The sequence below is a fragment of the Brevibacterium sp. W7.2 genome (assembly GCF_018137945.1).
GTDB classification, from domain to species: Bacteria; Actinomycetota; Actinomycetes; order Actinomycetales; family Brevibacteriaceae; genus Brevibacterium; species Brevibacterium sanguinis.
The window spans coordinates 3,811,285-3,830,806 of record NZ_CP073089.1 but is presented as its reverse complement, the minus strand read 5'-3'; the positions used below and the strand labels follow the sequence as shown (position 1 = coordinate 3,830,806).

The window sequence follows — 19,522 nt, the reverse complement described above, 5'->3', positions numbered from 1 at the left end:
CGGTCGAACGGGTCCGCCGCCTACGCCTCGTCGCCTGAGTGCTGGAGGACGTGGTCGAGGACGGCGGCCTCGCTGATCTCGGCGTGCTTCGAGGCGGTGAGGAGGGTGACGGGACCCTTCTCCGCATAGTCGCGCAGCGCCGCGAACGCCTCGGCGTGGTCATCATCGGCGAGCTCCGCGCGGTAACGGCGGGAGAACTCCGCGAACTTCGCGGGGTCATGGGAGTACCACTTCCGCAGGCCCGTCGAGGGGGCGACGTCCTTCAGCCACTCGGTGAGGTCTGCGCGCTCCTTGCTCACTCCGCGCGGCCAGAGGCGATCGACGAGGATGCGCGCCCCGTCAGCGGGGCTCGGATCGTCATAGATGCGGCGGACATGGACAGGGTGCCCCTTCGCCATCGTGCTCTCCACCTTCCATCGTTGCTGGGCCACCCAGTCTAGCTCTCCGCACCACCCGGCCGCTCCTCGTCATCGACCCTCCGACCTGGGAGAACACCGACCGTCGAGGGGCCTGGGCCGGGCCGGCGAGGAGGCGCGGATTCGTCGGCCCGAGTCCACCTCACGGCGGCTTTCGCCGCGTATACTGACCGACCAAGGACGATTGTCGTCCGACCTCGCACTGTCGGGGCTCGCGGAAGAGGAGACGATTCAGTGACAACGCAGTATGGAAACCCTCCGGACAGCACGAACCCGCAGCACGTCCTCGAGCCGCCGTCGCAGTCGGGCGTCTTCCTCGTCGTCACCGTCAAACCCGGTGCCGAGGACCACGTGCGCGATTTCTTCGGCGAGATCGGCGGCGTCATCCGCGCCGTCGGCTTCCGCGTCAAGGCGGCCGGCCTCAGCTGCGTGACCGGCATCGGCTCCGACCTCTGGGATCGTCTCTTCCCGCAGAAGCGCCCCGCGAAGCTCCACCCCTTCAAGGAGCTCAAGGGCGGCAAGCACGTCGCCCCGTCGACGCCCGGCGACCTCCTCTTCCACATCCGCGCGGACCGGACGGATATGAGCTTCGAACTCACCCGTCAGCTGATGAGCAAGCTCGAGGGCTACGTCGACGTCGTCGACGAGGTCCACGCGTTCCGCTACTTCGACCAGCGCGACATCCTCGGCTTCGTCGACGGCACCGCCAACCCCGAGGACCAGCTCGCCGTCGACACCGTCTTCGTCGGCGACGAGGACCCGGACTTCACCGGCAGCAGCTACGTCATCGTCCAGAAGTACATCCACGACCTGCCGAAGTGGAACTCGATCACCGTCGAGGAGCAGCAGGCGGCGTTCGGCCGCCACAAGCTCTCCGACATGGAGTTCCCCGACAAGGACAAGGCCCCCGATTCCCACATCGTGCTCAACACCATCACCGAACCCGATGGCACCGAGCGCAAGATCGTGCGCGACAACATGGTGTTCGGCTCCGTCGAGTCCGGCGAGTTCGGCACCTACTTCATCGGGTACGCCGCCGATCCGACGGTCACGGAGACGATGCTCGAACGGATGTTCTTGGGCGACGGCGACGCCACCCATGACCGGATCCTCGACTTCTCGACCGCGCTGACCGGCTGCCTCTTCTTCGTGCCCACCGCCGACTTCCTCGACAACCCCGCCTCGGTGCTCGGTTCGAGCACGGAGTCGAGCACTCAGGGTGCGAGCACTTCGGGCTCGAGCAGCGACCACAGCGGCGGGGCCGGCACAGCGCCGAACTGAACCGCACAGCTCCGAGCTGAACGGCAGGAGAACCCAGTGGTGAGCGAGACTCCGACGGTGCGCCGGATCCTCCCCGGAGAATCCGCGCAGCTGAGTCTGCCCGCGGCTTTCGCCTTCCCGCAGGACCACGCGGACCCGGCGGACCCTGGGCAGTCCTGGGTGCGGGCGGTGTTCGTCGCCTCCGTCGACGGCGCCGCGACCGTGTCCGGGCGGGCCGGGGGTCTCGGCAACGCCACGGACCGGGCGGTCTTCGCACTCAACCGCGCTCTCGCCGATGTCATCATCGTCGGCGCCGGAACCGCCCGCACCGAGGAGTACGGACCCGCCGAGGACGACCCGCAGTGGCGTGCTCTGCGGGCCGGCCGCCCCTCGACCGCGCCGCTCGCCGTCGTCTCCGAGAGCCTTGCTCTCGACTTCACGGCACCGCTGTTCACCGAGGCCCCGGCCGATGCCCGGACGATCATCCTCACGAGTGAGTCCTCCCCGCTCGCGGCGCGGGAGAGAGCCGCCGAGGTCGCCGAGGTGATCGTCGCCGGCGTCGACGCCGTCGACTTCGCGCTTGCCCTCGATCAGCTGCGTCAGCGGGGCTTCCACCGGATCGTCTGCGAGGGCGGTCCGAGCGTCTTCGCCGAACTCGTCCGCGCCGAGTGCGTCGACGAACTCTGCCTCACTCGCTCCCCTGAGATCGTCGGCGGGACAGCCACCCGCATCGTCCACGGACCGACCTTCGACCCTCCGGTTCCGCTCGACCTCGCCTCGGTGCTCGCCACCGACGACGGGTACCTCTACCTCCTCTACCGATTCCCCGCAGACAGCCGTTCTCTCAGGAGCCGACCATGACCCAGGCCCCACAGTCCCCCGAACCCCCGCACCGTCCCGAGGTCTCCGATCACCGTGATCCCCTGAATCCCCCCGCCGAGGCGGCCGCCGCGCCGCCACCGGCCGACGGGGCGGAGATCGGGTCGCTCATCGGCGGCGTCTTCGGCCTCGTCTTCCTCATCGTCAACAGCGCCGGGTTCTCGACCGTCGGCCGCATCGGCGTCATCGTTCTCGGCACCGCGGCCTTCGCAGGGATCCTGGTCCTCGCCTTCCGCAGCCTCGGACGCCGCAGGGGACATCCCCGACCTGCGGGCGCGAACCCGTTCTCCCGCAGCTATTGGATCATCGTCGCCGTCGAAGCGCTCGCCCTCTTCGGCGGAGCGAAGCTGCTCTCGGGACTCGGCTACCCGGAGCTCGGTGTCGCGTGGGTCGCCGTCGTCGTCGGCACGCACTTCTACGCACTCGGGCACGTCTTCAGGCTCGGCCGCTTCCACGTCCTCGCCACCGTCGTCACACTGCTCGGCGTAGCCGGATTCATCGCCTTCTTCGTCTCCGCCCCGGCGTTCATTCCCGTGCTCGCCGGCGTCATTCCCGGCTTCGTCCTGCTCGCCTTCGCACTCTGGGCGCTCGCCCCCGCCGCCTCGGCGCCGGCCGCACGCGACGCGCAGCCCGCCTGAGGCCGCAATTTCCGGACGCAGAGTGTCGATCCGACGCCGTGGAATCGACACTCTGCGTCCGGCAGTCGGTGAGCGACCTACGCGTCCCCGCCGGGTGCGGCCCCGGGTGCGGCTCCGCCGGGCGTGCGGGGGCTGCGCACGCGCGGAGCGGGGAGGTCGGGGGCGGTGACGGCTGGTGTCTCGTCGAGGGCGGCGAGCACCTCGGCGATGCCCCGATCGAGCTGCGGATCCTCGGCTGAGAACAGCTGCCCGGGATCGTGCTCGACCTCGATGTCCGGGTCGACACCGTAGTTCTCGACGTCCCAGCCCTTGCCCTCGAGCCAGAACGCGTAGCGCGGCTGCGTGATCCCGGTGCCGTCGACGAGGTCGTAGCGGCCGTCGATGCCGACGACCCCGCCCCACGTGCGCACGCCGATGACCGGGCCGATGCCCTTGGCCTGGACGCGGGCGTTGATGATGTCGCCGTCGGAGCCGGAGAACTCGTTGGCGAGGAAGACGACGGGACCGCGCCGGGTGTTCTCCGGATCCGGGGTCATCTCGTCGTAGCTGCGCACCGCGCCCCACGCGATGACGCGGTCGGCGAAGCGCTCGGCGACGAGCGCGCTCGTGTGCCCGCCCCGGTTGAACCGGACATCGGCGACGACGCCCTCGGCGGACATCGCCTGGCGGATGTCGCGGTGGAGCTGCGCCCAGCCGCCGGCCATCATGTCGGGGATGTGGACGTAGCCGACGCGGCCCCCTGACTTCTCCGCCACGTACTCCCGCCGTGAACGCACCCAGTCCTGGTAGCGCAGCTTCTCCTCGCTGCCGATCGGCACGACGGCGACCGTGCGCTCCTTGCGCCCGCGCCGCAGGGTGAGCTCGACGATCGTGTCCGCCGCCCCGACGAGCAGCGGCGCGGGCCCGAGCTGAGGATCGACGCTCTGACCGCCCACCGCGACGATGACATCTCCGGGTGCTGCCCCGACCCCGGCCTGGCGCAGCGGCGACCTCGCCGCCGGTTCGCTCGTCTCACCGGGGAGGATGCGTGCGATCTCCCAGCCCTTGTCCGTCCGTGTGAGATCCGCGCCGAGGAAGCCGAGCCTCTTCGCCTCATCGCCGAGCGGCGCCGGCGGGGTGACGTAGGCGTGGGACGTGTTGAGCTCCCCGACGGTCTCCCAGAGGATGTCGACGAGGTCGTCGTGCGTGAGCGCCTTCGCCGCGACCCCGCGCCACCGCAGGGTCACGCCCTCCCAGTCGACGCCGTTCATGTCCGAGCGCCAGTAGTGGTCGCGCATGATCCGGGCGTTCTCCTCGAACATCTGCAGCCATTCGGCCCGCCGGTCGAGCTCGAAGCGCAGCCGGCCGAGGTCGACGGTGACGTTCTCGTCGTCATCGGCCTCGACCTTCCGATTCGCCGGGCGCACCGTGACGTCATCGCCGGAGCGGACGATGATGAGCTTGCCGTTGCCGGACACGCTGTAGTCATCGGCCTTGTCGACGACGGTGGTGAGCTTGCGCTTGGCGAAGTCGAAGTACTGGATGACCTCGGCGGCCTTCTCCCCGGTGTCCCCGGAGTGCTTGTCCCCGATCTCCCCGTCCTCGGCATCGCCGACGCGCATCCACAGCACGCCGCCGTCGGCGGCTTCGAGGTCGCGGAAGACGCCCGAGGAGACGGGGAACGGCACGATCCGCTCCTCGGCGCCCTCGAGGTCGACGTCGACGGTCGTCACCGCCTGGTCCCGCTCGGTCTTCGCCTTCCTGTCATCGTCGGTGAGTTCGCTGATCGCCCAGCCGCTCGTGCTCGGACCGAAGGGCGCCGGGTCGGTCGCTGACAGCGGGAGCAGCCACGGCCGGGTCACCCCGTTGAAGGAGAGATCGAAGGAATGCTGGTTGTACGCGGGATCGAAGGTCCGGTCCGAGAGGAAGACGACGTACTTCCCGTCCCGGGTGAACGCCGGGGAGTGGTCGTTGTACTTCCCCGTCGTCAGGGGCGCGCCCTCCCGACCGGCCTTCACCTCGGCGATCATCAGGCGGTTGAGCTGCTCCTCGCCCTGCGTCGGCTGCGCCCACACGAGGTACTTCCCGTCGGGGGAGAAGCGCGGGGACGTCGCCTCCCCGGACCCGGAGTGCCCGACGACGTGCGTCCGGCCCCCGGAGACCTCGATGAGGCGCACGGTCCCGTCGTGGGAGATCGTCGCGAGCACCTTGCCCGCGGGATCGGCGGCCAGCGACAGCACCCGGCCGAGCGCTCCCGCCCCGATCCGCCGCGGCTCCTTCTCGCCCGCGAGATCGCGGATCTCGATCGCGTCCTCGCCCTCGGCGTCGGTGACGTATGCGGCCTGCCCGGTGGTGCCGAGGACGACGGGCAGGCGCACCCGCACCGAGGAGTCCGCCGCGAGCGCCCGCGCCGGACCTTCGCGATGAGCGAGGCGGAAGGCCTTGCCCCGCCATTCGACCACCGCGGCGTTGCCCCCGTGATCAGGGGCGATGGCGCCGATTCCGGTGCTCGGATCAAGCGTGAGCGGCTGCACCTGCGTCCCCGGCAGCACGACGTCGAGGGTGCGGACGTCCGAGTCGAGGCTGTCGAGGACCTTGATCTCGCCGCGTGAGTGCCACACGATCCGCGTTCCGTCGCTCGTGGCGTCCCGGACATAGCCGTCGGCCTCGGTCTGGTGGGTGAGCTGGCGCGGCTCGCCGAGGCTGCCGGGAGTCCGCGTCGCCAGTCCGTCCCAGATCCACAGGTTCGCCTGCTCGCCCGCGTTGTCGGGGAACGTCGCCGCCCGATCCGAGGTGACGACGAGGGAATCGCCGATCCACAGGGGATCGGTGAGCGAGGCCTCGTCGTCACGGAGCAGCCGCTCCCACTGCGCTCCGGCGCCCGTGTCGTCGGCGGTCCGATCGAGCCACAGCCTCGGCGCGGTGCCGCCGCGGTAGCGCTTCCAATGCGCAGGGGGCCGGCTGAACGGGGTCGACAGCGCGCTCACCCCGGTGTGGTGGCGGGCGAAGCCCGAGGCCCGGCCCCACGTCAGGCGCTCGACCTCCCCGCTCAGGCTGACGGACTTGATGACGTGGTTGCGGACCTCGGCCTCACCGGCGTTCGACCCGATGAGGATGTGCTCGTCGTCGGCCCAGCCGAGCATCGTCGTCACCGAGCCGCCCAACCAGGTGAGCCGGCGCAGGGCACCGGTGGCCACCTCGGCGAGCATGAGCTCAGGATGGCCGTCGCGGAACGACACGAACGCGACATGGGTCCCGTCCGGGGAGATCCGAGGACTGCGCACGGGAGCATGATCCGAGGTCAGGCGCCATGCGCGGCCTCCCTCGACGGGGACGAGCCAGACGTCGTCGTCGGCGGTGAAGGCGATGAGATCGCCACTGACATGGGGGTAGCGAAGATAAGTCACGTGATCCACATTACAGCCGTGGATCCAGTCCCTGACCTGAGGAAACCGCATTGGCGGGGCGCGAATAGAATGGGGGCATGCCGACGCTCACTTCACTTCTCAACGACCGGTTCGCCGCGGCCCTCACCGCCGCCTTCGGGGAGGACTTCTCCGATCGCGACCCCGTCATCAGGAGCTCGCAGTTCGCCGACTTCCAGGCCAACGTCGCGCTGCCGCTCGCGAAGGAGCTGAAGTCGAAGCCCCGCGACATCGCCGAGGCGATCGTCGAGAACCTCGATCTCGACGGCGTCTGCGCACCCCCGGAGATCTCCGGGCCCGGATTCATCAACCTCACGTTCCTGCCCGAGTTCCTCGCCACCGCGCTCGAGACCGGGGACGCCACCGCCGTCGACGCCCCGGCGACGCCGCAGACGGTCGTCATCGACTACTCGGCGCCGAACGTCGCGAAGGAGATGCACGTCGGCCACCTGCGCACGACCGTCGTCGGCGATGCGCTCGCCCGCACGCACGAATACCTCGGGGACACCGTCATCCGCCAGAACCACATCGGCGACTGGGGCACCCCGTTCGGCATGCTCATCGAACACCTCCTCGACGTCGGCATCGGCGAGACGACGGAAGCCGAGATCGCCTCCGACCCGAACTCCTTCTACCAGGCCGCGCGGGTGAAGTTCGACGGCGACGAGGACTTCGCGACCCGCGCCCGGGCCCGCGTCGTCGCCCTCCAGGGCGGGGACGCCGACACGCTGGCGCTGTGGGACACCCTCGTCGGGTACTCGAAGACCTACTTCAACAGCATCTACTCCCTCCTCGACGTCACGCTGCGCGATGCCGACCTCGCGGGGGAGAGCACGTACAACGATGACCTCGCCGACGTCTGCGACGAACTCGAGGCCAAGGGTCTCGCGTGGATCAGCGACGGTGCCCTCTGCGTCTTCCCGGACGGCTACAAGGGCCGCGACGGCGAACCCCTGCCGCTCATCATCCGCAAGTCCGACGGCGGCTACGGCTATGCCACGACCGACCTCGCCGCGGTCCGCCGCCGCGCCCGTGACCTCCACGCCGACCGGGTCCTCTACGTCGTCGGCGCCCCGCAGGCCCTCCATTTCGAGATGGTCTTCGCGACCGCCCGCGCCGCCGGCTGGATTCCCGAGGGCACATCCCTGGACCACGTGAAGATCGGCAACGTCCTCGGATCCGACGGGAAGATCCTGCGCACCCGCTCCGGCGCCCCGCTGCGCCTGGCCGCCCTCCTCGAGGAGGCCGTGGCCCGGGCCAAGGTCACGCTCGAGGACTCGAGCGCCGACTTCGCCCTCGGTGAGGAGGACGAGGTCGCCGCCATCGTCGGCATCGGCGCGGTCAAGTACGCCGACCTCTCCGTCGCCCACGACACCTCGTACACCTTCGACCTCGACCGCATGCTCGCCCCCATCGGCAACACCGCCCCCTACCTCCAGTACGCCGGGGCGCGGATCCGCTCGATCCTCCGCCGGGCTGACGCCGAGGACGGGACCCGCGCGTTCGCGACCGCGCCGATCGTCCTCGGTGAACCGGCCGAACGGGCTCTCGCGCTCGCGATCCTCGGGTTCCCCGATGTCGTCGCCGAGGTGGCCGCCGGGTCCGTGCCCCACCGGATGGCCGCGTACCTCTTCGACCTCGCCCAGTCGTTCACCGCGTTCTACGAGCAGTGCCCCGTCCTCGTCGCCGACACGCCTGAGCTGCGGAACTCGCGTCTGCGCCTGAGCGCGACGGTGCTTGAGGTCCTCGAGGCCGGACTCGGCGTGCTCGGCATCCGCGTGCCCGAGAGGATGTGAGCACGCCGGGCCGCGTTGCGGTGTCGGGGATGGTGCCGTGGATCGTCGCGGGCATCGTCCTCCTCGCCCTCAACCTGCGCACCCCGATCATCGCGCCGACCGCGGTGCTCGGCGACATCCGCGCCGACACCGGTCTGAGCGCGGCCGGTGCCGGTCTCCTCACGGGTCTGCCCGTCCTCCTCTTCGCCCTCGCCACGCCGCTCGCGACGAAGACGATCCGCCGCCTCGGCGCCGAAGCCACCGTGCTCGCGTGTCTCACCGGGGTGCTCGCCGGCACGGTGCTGCGCTCGGTCGGGCCGACGTGGCTCGTGCTCACGGGCACGGCGATCATCGGGCTCGCGATCACCCTCGGCAACATCGTCGTGCCCGTCATCATCCGCCGCGAGGTCCCGTGGAACCAGGTCTCCATGGTCACCGGCCTCTATTCGGCGACGATGAATATCGGCTCGATGGTCACCCTCATCGGCACCGGACCGCTGGCCGCCCTCGTCGGCTGGCGCTGGGCGATCGGGCTGTGGGGGATCCTCGCCCTCGCGGGTCTCGGGTTCTGGCTGCTCGTCCTCCGCCGGCGCAGACGTGCCGAGGCGGAGTTCGCCGCTGAGTTCGACGCGGAGGTCGACGCGGAGCCGAAGCGCCCGCCCGAGCCGGGGAAGCGTCCGCCCGAGCCGGGGAAGCGGCCGTGGCGGGAGGCGCCGCCGCAGTTCCGGGCGATCGTCGCCCTCCTCGTCATCACCTTCAGCGGCCAGTCGATCTCCTACTACACGACGACGACGTGGCTGCCGTCGATGCTCGCCGACACCGAGGGACTCGCCGCCGGTGCGGCCGGCAGCACGGCCTCGCTCTTCCAGGTCGCTGCGATCCTCGGCGCCTTCGGGGTGCCGCTGCTCGCCGGGCGGGCCCGGCCGTGGGTGCCCGTGGCGATCGTCGCCGTCCTCTGGCTCTCCCTGCCCGTCGGCCTCCTCCTCGCCCCGGACCAGTACGTGCTCTGGGCGATCACCGGCGGCATCGCGCAGGGCGGCGGATTCACCGCGATCTTCTCGATCATCGCGCGCACCGCGGGCAGCGACGCCCAGACCGCGTCCGCCTCGGCGCGCGTGCAGGGCGGGGGCTATCTCGCGGCGACGCTCGCCCCGCCGTTCGCCGGCTGGCTGGCGACGACGACCGGCGGATGGGTCGGACCCCAGCTGCTCGTGCTCGCCGCGACGCTCGCGTTCACGGTCGCCGGCCTCCTCGCCGCCCGCCTTGCCGGACGCTTCACCCCCGGGGGACCCGCGGGCCGACGCGAGGTGCTCTGAGCAGCATCGTTCACGGGGGTCTGCCGACGGCGGTCTGCCCACCCGGTGCACAGGACGGCTTGCCGACCAAGTAGAGTGAGACCCACGACACATCCGAGCGGCGCATCGCGGCGCCGCATCGCTTGGACCCGAGGAGAACCATGACGGCCGATGTCCTCACTGCCCTGCGGGACGCGCTGCCCGCCGACGCCCTCATCACCGATCCGGACTCGATGGACGCCTATCGCTGGGATCGGGCGAATGACCCCGGTGCCGGGATGCCGCTGGCGATCGTCCGCGCGTCCTCGACCGCCGATGTCCAGGCCGCGGTGCGCGTCGCGGCCGCCGCGCGGATCCCCGTCGTGCCCCGCGGCGCCGGTTCGGGGCTCTCGGGCGGCAGCTCCGCCGTCGAGGGCGGGCTCATCGTCTGCCTCGACCGGATGCGCGACATCGCGGTCGACCCCGCGACCCGCATGGCCGTCGTCCAGCCCGGGGCCTTCAACGCCGAGGTCAAGGCCGCCGCTGCCGAACACGGTCTGTGGTACCCGCCGGATCCCTCGTCGTACGAGTTCTGCTCGATCGGCGGCAATGTCGCGACGAACGCCGGCGGCCTGTGCTGCGTGAAGTACGGAGTGACGACGGACTACGTCCTCGGCATGACCGTCGTCCTCGCCGACGGCCGGGCGATCGAGCTCGGCGGTCCGCGGATCAAGGACGTCGCGGGGCTCTCCCTGCTCAAGCTCTTCGTCGGCAGCGAGGGAACGCTCGGCATCATCACCGAGGTGACCCTGCGGCTCGTGCCCGCCCAGCTGCCCCCGACGACGCTGGTGGCGACCTTCCCGACGCTCGAGGGTGCGACCCAGACCGTCCTCGACATCTGCGCGCAGATGCGCCTGTCGATGCTCGAGTTCATGGACCGCGCATCGATCAACGCCGTCGAGGACGAGCTGAAGATGGGCCTCGACCGGGAGGCCGAGGGCATGCTCGTCATCCAGTCCGACGAGCCCGGCGAGTACGCCGCCGGTCAGATCGCCATCGTCGAGGAGCTGTGCGAGAAGAACGGGGCGACCGAATGCTATGCCACCGATGACGCCGAGGAGGGGGAGGCCTTCGTCACCGCGCGGCGGATGGCGATCCCCGCCGTGGAGAAGAAGGGCACCCTCCTGCTCGAGGATGTCGGGGTGCCGCTGCCCCGCCTCGGCGACCTCGTCACCGGGATCGAGCGGATCGCCGCCGAGCGCGACGTCCTCATCTCCGTCATCGCCCATGCCGGTGACGGGAACACGCACCCGCTGCTCGTCGTCGACCCGAACGATGCCGCCCAGCGGGAGCGGGCGGACATCGCCTACGGCGAGGTCATGGATCTCGCGACGTCGCTCGGCGGCACGATCACCGGCGAGCACGGTGTGGGTCGGCTGAAGAAGCCGTGGCTGCCGGAGTACCTCGGTGCGGACGTCATGGAGCTCAACCACACGATCAAGCGCGCGCTCGATCCCGACAACATCCTCAACCCCGGGGCGATCTACGCCGACGGGTTCAGCCGGGCGGATGCGGCCGAACGGCGAGTGGCCGAGCCCGAGGGCTGAGCGGCGGAGACGACTGAGGCGGACCACCGGAAAGGTGGTCCGCCTCAGTGTTGAGCAGCTCAGGGCTGCCCAGGCAGCTCAGTGCTTCGCGTTGGAGTCCGTGGTCGGGTCGACGGCCGGCTTCGGGGTCGGGGTCGCCGGGGTGGCGGGAGCCTTCGAGTCGGGCACCGGAGCCTGCGAGACGTTCGGGGTCGTGCCCTGGCGCGAGGCCGGGGTCGATCCGACGGGGCGGGCATCGGCCGGGCGGTTGTTCGGCAGCGGCGTCGACCAGGGGTCCTCGACCGGCTGGGCCTTCTTCCACACGTAGTAGCCGATGCCGGCGGCGGAGCCGATGACGAGCGTCCACACGAGGGCCTTCTTGCCGCCGCCGGACTTCTGCGCGGTCTCCTTCTGGATCCGCTTGCCGGCCTGGGCGAGGGCCTTGCGGGCCTTCTTCATCGCCTTCTTGTCACCGGTGAGGCGCACGGCGAGGTTGTCGATGAGCTGCGGGGTCTCCATCGCCGCGAGCGAGGTCGCAGCGGTCCCGGCGAACTTGCCGGCGCGCTCGGTGGCCTCGGGCCGGTAGGCCTCGATCCGGTCTGCCCAGTCGTGGACCTGCTGGTTCGCCTTCTCGGCGAGCGCCTCGACCTGGGGGCGGGCCTTCTCGGTGAATGCCTCGACGCGACCGTTGGCCTTGTCGGCTGCCTCACGCAGTTTGGGAGCGGCGGCATCCGAGGCGTCGGCCAGGAAGCGGAGCGACGTCTTCTTCGCGGAATCGAGCTTCGACGCGAGCGGTTCCCGAGCTGGCTTCTTCGACATGAACATTCCCAATCCTCTTAAGTCCGGGGGCAACTGATCACTCCCCAGTCTACGGCCTGGCCCGGGGGGAGGGGCTACCGGAGGGGGAGGAATTTGCCTGCGGATCTGCTGGAGGTTTGTGCAAACCCTCCTTGACGGATCAGCAGATTCGCGGCCGGCGTGGAAGAATGAGGGGCATGTCCACATCTGCAACGAACACAGCGGTCCTGCACACCAACCACGGCGACATCACCATCAACCTCTTCGGCAACCACGCCCCGAAGACGGTCGCGAACTTCGTCGAACTCGCCACGGGTGAGCGCGAATACACCGACCCCCAGACCGGCCAGCCCACGAAGGGCCCCTTCTACGACGGCACCGGCTTCCACCGGATCATCTCGGACTTCATGATCCAGGGCGGCGACCCGCTCGGCACCGGCACCGGCGGTCCCGGCTACGTCTTCGACGACGAGATCCATCCGGAGCTCCAGTTCGACCGCAAGTACCTGCTCGCGATGGCCAACGCCGGCAAGCAGATGGGCCGCGGCACCAACGGCTCGCAGTTCTTCATCACGACTGCTGAGACCCCGTGGCTCAACGGCAAGCACACGATCTTCGGCGAGGTCGCCGACGACGCCTCCCAGAAGGTCGTCGACGAGATCGAGGGCGTGCGCACCGGGGCGATGGACAAGCCGGTCGAGCCGGTCGTCATCGAATCCGTCGAGATCAAGGACGCCTGAGCACCGCCTCACACGATCTGACCTACGATGGGTGCATGAGCACACCAGAGCAGGGCCCGGCCCGGGAAACCGGCCGGGCCCTCTCTGTGCACTTTCCCCCGGTGACGGCCGGGATCATGATCGTCACCGGCCTCTCGTTCCTCCTCCAGCTGCTGCCCGGACTCGATCTCCTCCACCGGTTGAGCTACGTGCCGGCGCTCACCGTCGAGCAGCCGTGGCGTCTGCTCACCGTGGCCCTCGTCCACGAACAGCCCTCGCCGGTCCATCTGCTCGCCAACATGCTCGGCCTCTTCTTCTTCGGCTCGTTCGTCGAGCGCGCCCTCGGGCACTGGAGGTTCCTCGCCGTCTACGTCCTCGGCGCGGTCGGCGGCTCCGTCATGGTCCTCCTCCTCGCCGAACCGTGGAGTCGGGACTGGGTGACGAACAACATCGGCGCGTCCGGCGCGGTGTTCGCGATCATCGGCGTCCTCCTCGTGCCGACGAAGCGGCTCGACCGCAACATCACCGGCGTCGTGCTCTTCGTCGTCCTCAACTTCGGCTACGGATTCCTCGTGCCGGGAGTCTCGTGGCAGGCGCACTTCGGCGGTCTCGTCACCGGATTCGTCCTCGGCGCCGGTGCCCTGCTCGTGGGGCGGAAGCGCTCGGGACTCGTGTTCTGGCTCGTCGCGGCAGCCCTCGTCCTCGTCATGACGGTCGTGGTCATCGCGAAGACAGCCACCGCAGGCGCTGCGCCCTGAACTGCATTCGTCATTTGTCCACAGTGGTTATCCACACGGTGGATAACTCACATCGATGTATTTCTGCTGGTCACAGGCGTGTAAAAAGTTATGCACAGGACAGCGTGCGCGCTTGGGTATAACTCAGCCCCTCCCTCGGCCCGTGTGATGGGCCGAGGAAGGGGCGGTGATGCGCCCAGGAAGGGGCGACTGATCTAGCGCCAGCGCGTCGACATGATGAGGCCCGCGACGAAGAACGCGAAGCCGATGAGGATGTTCCAGTTGCCCCATGCCTCGACGGGGAACGCACCCTGCGTGATGTAGAACGTGACGAGCCAGATGAGGCCGATGAGCAGGAGGCCGATGAGCACCGGAAGGAACCAGCGCGGATTCGGCTTGATCGTCTGCTGGCCGGCCTCGGAGGTGTAGCTCGCGGTCTTGCGACCCTGCGAGCGCTTGGCCGGATTGCCCGAACGCGTCGTGCGCTTCGCGCCCGCCTTCTTTGCTGACTTCTCCTTGGCGGACGACTTCTCCTTGGAGGCCTCGGCAGCGGCCTTCGCGGTACCGGACTTCGCTGTGCTCTTGGTAGCCGTGCCCTTGGTCGCTGAGTCCTTCGTCGCCGTGCCCTTGGACGCGGAGTCGTCGTCCTCGGCCGCGTCCTCATCGGAGTCCGCCTCGGCGTCGTCCTTCGCATCCGCCTTCGCCGAGGCGGTCCCCGACTTCGCGGCTGCCGTCGGCTCCTCGTCGGAATTGTCCTTGTCGTCGGCGGCATCGTCCTCGACGACCTCGACCTCGACCTCGTCGACGATGACGACGTCGGTCTCGGTGCCGTCGGCATCGACCACCTCGGTGACCTCGATGTCGGTCTCGTCGACCACGGTGGCGTCATCAGCCGTCTTCTTGGCTTTCGCCGCATTGCGCGCGGTGCGCTGAGGGCGCGAGGTCCGTCCATTGGACTTGGCCACGAGTACTCCTTCGACAGCGACCCCAGGGGCGGGCCACCGATTCACTGGTCGGGGACAATCGCCCCTCAGTCTACTCGTGAGGCGGGGCTGAATGAAAAACCTGACCCCAGACTTCGAGTGAGCTGTGAACCCGCCACAGCACCGTGTTCATGCGATAAAGTGCATTAGGGTGTCCCCGCTTGTCCACAGGGCGAGCCCCGGATTCAAGGTCATAGGCACGGTGCAGAAGTGGTGAATAGCTCCTCCTCGGGTAACGAAGCGTCTTCGCGACCCACCATTCGATCCGCACAGCGGCGGATGCCCACTCCCCAGACACCGCCGACCCACCCCGCCGATGAGGCCACGAGCCAGGGGGACTACGGCCAGGGCCCCTACAGCCAGGGCGATGCGGGTCCGGCGACCGAGCCCTTCCGGATCGACGCCGCCTCAGCGAACACCGTCGACGCCGCCTCGGCGAACACCGGCGACGCCGACTCGGCGAACACCGGCGACGCCGACTCGAACTCCGCTGCCGATGCCACCGCCGGCACGAACTACGACGCCCCCCTGCCGAGCCGCCGCGAGCTGCGCCGTCGTGAAGCCGCTGCCGCCGCCGGTGGAGCCGGTGCCGGGACCGCCGGCACCGCTGCCGGTGCGGGAAGCGCCGACGCCCCGCCGCTGCGCTCCGAGGCCACCGAGGCGATGCCGACGCAGGCGATGCCCGCCTGGTCCCAGCAGCACGCACAGCAGCAGCCCCAGCCGTACCCGCCCACGGGTGCGCAGCCGACGATGGTCCAGCCCGCCTACACCGACACCACCGGCAATCCCGCCTACGCGGGCGCGGGCTACGCGGCAGCTGCCGCCCCCGCAGCAGCAGGCCCTGGCGGCCCGGGAGGACCCGGCGGGCCCGCCGGCCCGGGCGGTCCCGGCGACGGCAGCTCGGGCGGGGGCCGACGGAAGAAGCAGCCGGCCCAGCGCCAGCCGATCGGCCCGATCCGCGGGACGATCCGCACCTTCGGCGAACTCTGCATCACCGCGGGGCTCGTCCTCATCCTCTTCGTCGTCTGGCAGCTGTGGTGGACGGACCTCGAGGCCAACCGCGACAACGAGGTGCTCGCCGACCAGCTGACGAAGGACTGGGCGAACCAGGATCCCAATCAGCTGCCCGATGACCCGGACGAACCCGTCGTGGCCGACCCCGTCGAGAAGAACACCGCGTTCGGCATCTTCTACATCCCGCGCTTCGGCGACGACTACTACCGCACGCTCGCCGAGGGCGTCGACCTCGAACCCGTGCTCAACCGCATGGGCGTGGGCCGCTACCCGAACTCCGCGATGCCCGGCGAGGTCGGCAACTTCTCCGTCGCCGGCCACCGCGTCACCTACGGCAAGCCGTTCAACCAGATCGCGAAGCTCCAGCCCGGCGACGAGATCGTCGTGCAGACGAAGGACGGGTTCTACACGTACACGTTCCGCAACTTCGACATCATCCTCCCCGATGCCGTCGAGGTGCTCGCCCCGGTGCCCGACCAGCCCGATTACAAGGGCAAGGATCGGATCCTCACCCTGACCGCGTGCAACCCGATGTTCTCCGCGCGCGAGCGCTACATCGCCTACGCCGAGCTCACCGAATGGCGCCCGGCCGGCGAGGGCCCACCGGACGCGATCAAGGACTCGAAGGCGTACGACAAAGTCAGCAAGAGCGGAGGAGCGTGACATGTACGGACTGATCTGGCGGATTCTGCCCGGGCCGTGGTTCGTCAAGCTCGTCTTCGCCCTCATCCTCATCGCGGCCGTCGTCTACCTGCTCATGCAGTACGTCTTCCCCGCCGTCGCCCCCTACATGCCGTTCAACAACGCGACCGTCACCGACGAGGGCGGGCAGTGACCCGCATCCTCGTCGTCGACAACTACGACAGCTTCGTCTACACCCTCGTCGCGTATGTCCGTGAGCTCGGTGCGAGGGCCGACGTCATCCGCAATGACGACCTGTCCGCCGAGGCGGCCGTGGAGCTGGCACGCGGATACGACGGCATCCTGCTCTCCCCGGGACCGGGTGTGCCCGCGGAGTCCGGGGTGTGCCCCGACCTCATCCGCTGGGCCGCCGAGGCGGGCCGCCCGCTGTTCGGGGTGTGCCTGGGGCACCAGGCCCTCGGCGAGGTCTTCGGGGCGACGGTGACGCATTCGCCGGTCCTCATGCACGGCAAGACCTCGGTCATCACCCACGACGGGGAGGGCATCTTCGCCGGCTGCCCCTCGCCGCTGACGGTGACCCGGTACCACTCGCTCGCGATCGTCGACGAGACGATCGACCTCGAGACCTTCGCCGTCACCGCGCGCACTCCTGATGATGTCGTCATGGCCATCGAGCACCGCAGCGCACCCCTCTACGGCGTCCAGTTCCACCCGGAGTCCGTCCTCACGGAATCGGGCTACCTCATGCTCGGCAACTGGCTCGAGGTCTGCGGACTGTCCGGCGCGGCCGCACGGGCTGCGGCGATGTCGCCGCTCGCCTCGGCGATCTCCGCTCCCTGACTCTTCCGCCTCCCGGACCTCAGCGCTTAGGATCGACTCAGACGATCCAGTGAGAGGACATCCCATGGAAGAGCCGAGTTACTTCCCGACCGAGCCGTATCGCGAACTCACCGTCTTCGAGGCCCAGCCCGTGCCCACGGTCGTCGTCGAGGCCCAGAACCATCCGATGAGCGAGCTGCCGGCCCTCTTCGACTCCGTGTACTCCCGGCTCTTCCCGGCCCTCGCCGAGGCGGGAGTCGAGCCCGCAGGTCCGGCGTTCTCCCTCTACACGCGCCCGCCGTCGGACACCGTCGACATCCAGGTGGGCATCCCGGTGGCCGGGGTCCTGAGTCAGGCACTCGACCTCGGGGACGACCTCACCGCGATCCCCGCGGAACTGCCCGGGGGATCGGTCGGAGCGATCTCCCACCTCGGCGGCTTCGACGGCCTCGCCGAAGCGTGGAATGCGCACATGCAGGGTCTCGTCGCCGCCGGCCATCACCCGGACATGCCGTTCTTCGAGGTCTACGTCACCGAGCCGAGCCCGGACATGGACCCGGCGGACCTGCGCACGGATCTCTTCGTCACGCTCGGCTGAGGGCTCGCCTGCGGCTGAGAGCTCAGTCGCCGTTGCCTCTGGCGTCGGCCCAGTCGTCGAACCACGAGCTGCCGCCGCCGACGGCACCGTCGTTCGACGTCCCTCCGCCGTTGCCGTTGTCCCCGCCGTTGCCGTCGGGGCTGTCGGTCGGCGACGGCGCGGTCGGGATGCCGCCGGGGATCGACGGGATCGTCGGGGACGGCTCCGGCGGCTTCTTGGCCACGCGGATGGTGATCTCCGAACCCTGCGCGACATCGGTGCCGCCCGGGGTCGACTGCTCGAAGACCGTGCCCTCATCCTGATCGGCGGTCTCGACCTCTTCGACCTTGCACTGGAGCTTGTAGTCGTCGCCGGAGAGCGTGCTGCACGCGTCCTCCTGCGTCTGCCCGAGGACATCGGGCACCTTGACGAGTCCCGAGGACACGACGAGATCGACGTTCGAGTCGACATCGACCTTCTCGCCCTCACCGGGCTTCGTCTCGATGACGACGCCCTTCTTCACATCCGGTGAGTTCTGGGAGATGTGGGTGCCCGCCTGGAGCTTCGCGTCGTTGAGGATCTGCCGCGCCTCCTCCTCGGTCTTGCCCGCGACCTCGGGGACGGTGACGTTCTCAGGTCCTAAGGAGACGACGAGTTTGACGGTGCTGTTCTCCGGGATGCTCTGGCCGGCGGCCGGATCCGTCGAGATCGCACTGCCCTCATCGACGTCGGCGTTGTACGTCTCCTCCGTCGTGACGTCGAATCCCTGATTGCGCAGCTGCGCCTCGGCGGCATCGGCATCCATGCCTGCGACGTCGGCGACCTGGACCTGGACGATCGGTTCGGGCTTGTTGATCTCGTACACCCACAGGGCGACGGCCGCGAGGGCGAGGAGGACGAAGATGCTGCCGATCCAGATCCACGCCCGCGAGCGCTTCTTCACCGGCTGCTGCTCCTGCCGGGTCATGATCTGGGAGACCGGACCGGTCTCGGGAGCCGCCTCGGCGTCGAGCGGGTAGGCCTGCGTCGCCGGCGGCGGACCCATCATCCCGGCCCCGCCGGCCGCGGCGAACGCCTGCGTGCGATCGAGGTCGCCGTCGATGCTCAGCGGTCGACCGTCGCGCGCGGCGAGGACGTCCTCCCGGAACGTATAGGCGTCCTGGTAGCGCTCGTCGCGATCCTTCTTCAGGGCGTGGAGGACGAGTCGATCGACCTCGGGGGGCACATCGGGGTTGTAGAAGCTCGGCGGCTGCGGCGTCTCACCGACATGCTGATACGCCACGGCGAGCTGCGAGTCGCCGACGAACGGGGGTCGCCCGGCGAGCAGTTCGTAGAGGAGGCACGCGGTCGAGTAGAGGTCGGACCGGGCGTCGACGACCTCGCCGCGCGCCTGCTCGGGGGAGAGGTACTGGGCGGTGCCGACGACCGACTGCGTCTGGGTCAGGCCGCTGTTGTCCTTGAGCGCACGGGCGATGCCGAAGTCCATCACCTTGATGTCGCCCTCGGGAGTGAGCATGACGTTCGCCGGTTTGATGTCGCGGTGGACGATGCCGTTGCGGTGGGAGTACTCGAGCGGGGCGAGGACTCCGGCGATGACGTTGAGCGCCTCATCGACGGTGAGCGTGCCGTGTTCGTTGAGGACTTCGCGCAGGGTCTGACCCTCGACGTACTCCATGACGATGAAGGGCACGGAGACGCTCGAGCCGCCGGACTCGACGAACTCCTCCTCACCGGAGTCGTAGACGGCGACGATGCCGGGATGGTTGAGACCGGCAGCGGACTGCGCTTCGCGTTTGAGTCGCGTGTGGAAGGAGGGGTCGCGCGCAAGATCGGACCGCAGAAGCTTGATCGCGATGCGTCGACCCAGACGGGTGTCGACGCCCTCGTGCACCTCTGCCATGCCCCCACGGCCGAGGAGGGCACGGACTTCGTACCTCTCCGACAGCACCTTGGGCTCAGTCATGTACTTCCTCCGCGTATGTCACCCGGACGCGTTGAGCA

The 19,522-nt window shown here is 69.4% G+C and carries 17 protein-coding genes; 12 read left to right on the top strand and 5 right to left on the bottom strand.

The features are described from left to right. Positions 1 to 20: 20 nt before the first annotated feature. Positions 21 to 398: a DUF488 family protein gene (locus J9315_RS17220; protein ID WP_211978501.1), complete on the bottom strand. Its 378-nt coding sequence runs from the start codon at positions 396 to 398 to the stop codon at positions 21 to 23. Between the two features lie 252 nt (positions 399 to 650). On the opposite strand from J9315_RS17220, the gene J9315_RS17215 reads away from it, so the two are divergent. From J9315_RS17215 to J9315_RS17205, 3 genes are read left to right on the top strand one after another with little or no spacing between them, the layout of a single operon-like run. Next, complete coding sequence (locus J9315_RS17215) at positions 651 to 1,697, top strand: Dyp-type peroxidase (protein ID WP_211978500.1); 1,047 nt, start codon at positions 651 to 653, stop codon at positions 1,695 to 1,697. A gap of 39 nt (positions 1,698 to 1,736) precedes the next feature. Then, a complete protein-coding gene (locus tag J9315_RS17210; RefSeq protein ID WP_211978499.1) occupies positions 1,737 to 2,537 on the top strand; it encodes a pyrimidine reductase family protein in 801 nt (266 codons plus the stop codon). Beyond that, positions 2,534 to 3,193, top strand: a complete 660-nt coding sequence (locus tag J9315_RS17205) for a hypothetical protein (protein WP_211978498.1) — start codon at positions 2,534 to 2,536, stop codon at positions 3,191 to 3,193. Before J9315_RS17210 ends, J9315_RS17205 begins: the two co-directional genes overlap by 4 nt. 77 nt (positions 3,194 to 3,270) lie before the next feature. Here J9315_RS17205 and J9315_RS17200 read toward each other — a convergent pair whose 3' ends face one another. Next, positions 3,271 to 6,579, bottom strand: a complete 3,309-nt coding sequence (locus tag J9315_RS17200) for a S41 family peptidase (RefSeq protein WP_249120963.1) — start codon at positions 6,577 to 6,579, stop codon at positions 3,271 to 3,273. A gap of 77 nt (positions 6,580 to 6,656) precedes the next feature. On the opposite strand from J9315_RS17200, the gene argS reads away from it, so the two are divergent. From argS to J9315_RS17185, 3 genes are all read left to right on the top strand, one after another. Then, on the top strand, positions 6,657 to 8,393 hold the full coding sequence (gene argS, locus J9315_RS17195) for an arginine--tRNA ligase (RefSeq protein ID WP_211978496.1): 1,737 nt from the start codon (positions 6,657 to 6,659) through the stop codon (positions 8,391 to 8,393). Continuing rightward, positions 8,390 to 9,688: an MFS transporter gene (locus J9315_RS17190; protein WP_349251970.1), complete on the top strand. Its 1,299-nt coding sequence runs from the start codon at positions 8,390 to 8,392 to the stop codon at positions 9,686 to 9,688. The genes argS and J9315_RS17190 overlap by 4 nt, the downstream gene beginning before the upstream one ends. A 140-nt stretch (positions 9,689 to 9,828) precedes the next feature. Then, positions 9,829 to 11,253 carry an FAD-linked oxidase C-terminal domain-containing protein gene (locus J9315_RS17185; RefSeq protein WP_211978495.1) on the top strand — a complete coding sequence of 475 codons (1,425 nt, stop codon included), beginning with the start codon at positions 9,829 to 9,831 and terminating at the stop codon, positions 11,251 to 11,253. A 78-nt stretch (positions 11,254 to 11,331) separates the two neighbouring features. On the opposite strand, the gene J9315_RS17180 is transcribed toward J9315_RS17185, so the two are convergent. Beyond that, positions 11,332 to 12,051 carry a hypothetical protein gene (locus J9315_RS17180; protein WP_232623786.1) on the bottom strand — a complete coding sequence of 240 codons (720 nt, stop codon included), beginning with the start codon at positions 12,049 to 12,051 and terminating at the stop codon, positions 11,332 to 11,334. Between the two features lie 176 nt (positions 12,052 to 12,227). On the opposite strand from J9315_RS17180, the gene J9315_RS17175 reads away from it, so the two are divergent. Beyond that, complete coding sequence (locus J9315_RS17175; RefSeq protein ID WP_269780030.1) at positions 12,228 to 12,770, top strand: peptidylprolyl isomerase; 543 nt, start codon at positions 12,228 to 12,230, stop codon at positions 12,768 to 12,770. A gap of 35 nt (positions 12,771 to 12,805) precedes the next feature. After that, entirely contained in the window at positions 12,806 to 13,507 is a 702-nt protein-coding gene (locus J9315_RS17170; protein ID WP_211978494.1) for a rhomboid family intramembrane serine protease, read from the top strand. 194 nt (positions 13,508 to 13,701) lie between these two features. On the opposite strand, the gene J9315_RS17165 is transcribed toward J9315_RS17170, so the two are convergent. Further along, entirely contained in the window at positions 13,702 to 14,451 is a 750-nt protein-coding gene (locus J9315_RS17165; RefSeq protein ID WP_211978493.1) for a cell division protein CrgA, read from the bottom strand. A 297-nt stretch (positions 14,452 to 14,748) separates the two neighbouring features. Here J9315_RS17165 and J9315_RS17160 point away from each other — a divergent pair, with 297 nt between their 5' ends. The 4 genes from J9315_RS17160 (at position 14,749) to J9315_RS17145 (ending at position 17,542) form a co-directional block, all read left to right on the top strand. Further along, a complete protein-coding gene (locus J9315_RS17160; protein WP_249120962.1) occupies positions 14,749 to 16,146 on the top strand; it encodes a class E sortase in 1,398 nt (465 codons plus the stop codon). A gap of 1 nt (position 16,147) precedes the next feature. Further along, positions 16,148 to 16,318, top strand: coding sequence for a hypothetical protein (locus J9315_RS17155; RefSeq protein WP_198500121.1), 171 nt, complete (start codon positions 16,148 to 16,150; stop codon positions 16,316 to 16,318). After that, a complete protein-coding gene (locus J9315_RS17150; RefSeq protein WP_211978492.1) occupies positions 16,315 to 16,965 on the top strand; it encodes a gamma-glutamyl-gamma-aminobutyrate hydrolase family protein in 651 nt (216 codons plus the stop codon). Before J9315_RS17155 ends, J9315_RS17150 begins: the two co-directional genes overlap by 4 nt. Positions 16,966 to 17,029: 64 nt before the next feature. Beyond that, the gene (locus tag J9315_RS17145; protein WP_211978491.1) at positions 17,030 to 17,542 is read left to right on the top strand and encodes a GyrI-like domain-containing protein; all 513 of its coding nucleotides are present in this window, start codon (positions 17,030 to 17,032) and stop codon (positions 17,540 to 17,542) included. Between the two features lie 22 nt (positions 17,543 to 17,564). On the opposite strand, the gene pknB is transcribed toward J9315_RS17145, so the two are convergent. Further along, on the bottom strand, positions 17,565 to 19,484 hold the full coding sequence (gene pknB / locus J9315_RS17140) for a Stk1 family PASTA domain-containing Ser/Thr kinase (protein WP_211978490.1): 1,920 nt from the start codon (positions 19,482 to 19,484) through the stop codon (positions 17,565 to 17,567). Positions 19,485 to 19,522 lie beyond the last annotated feature (38 nt).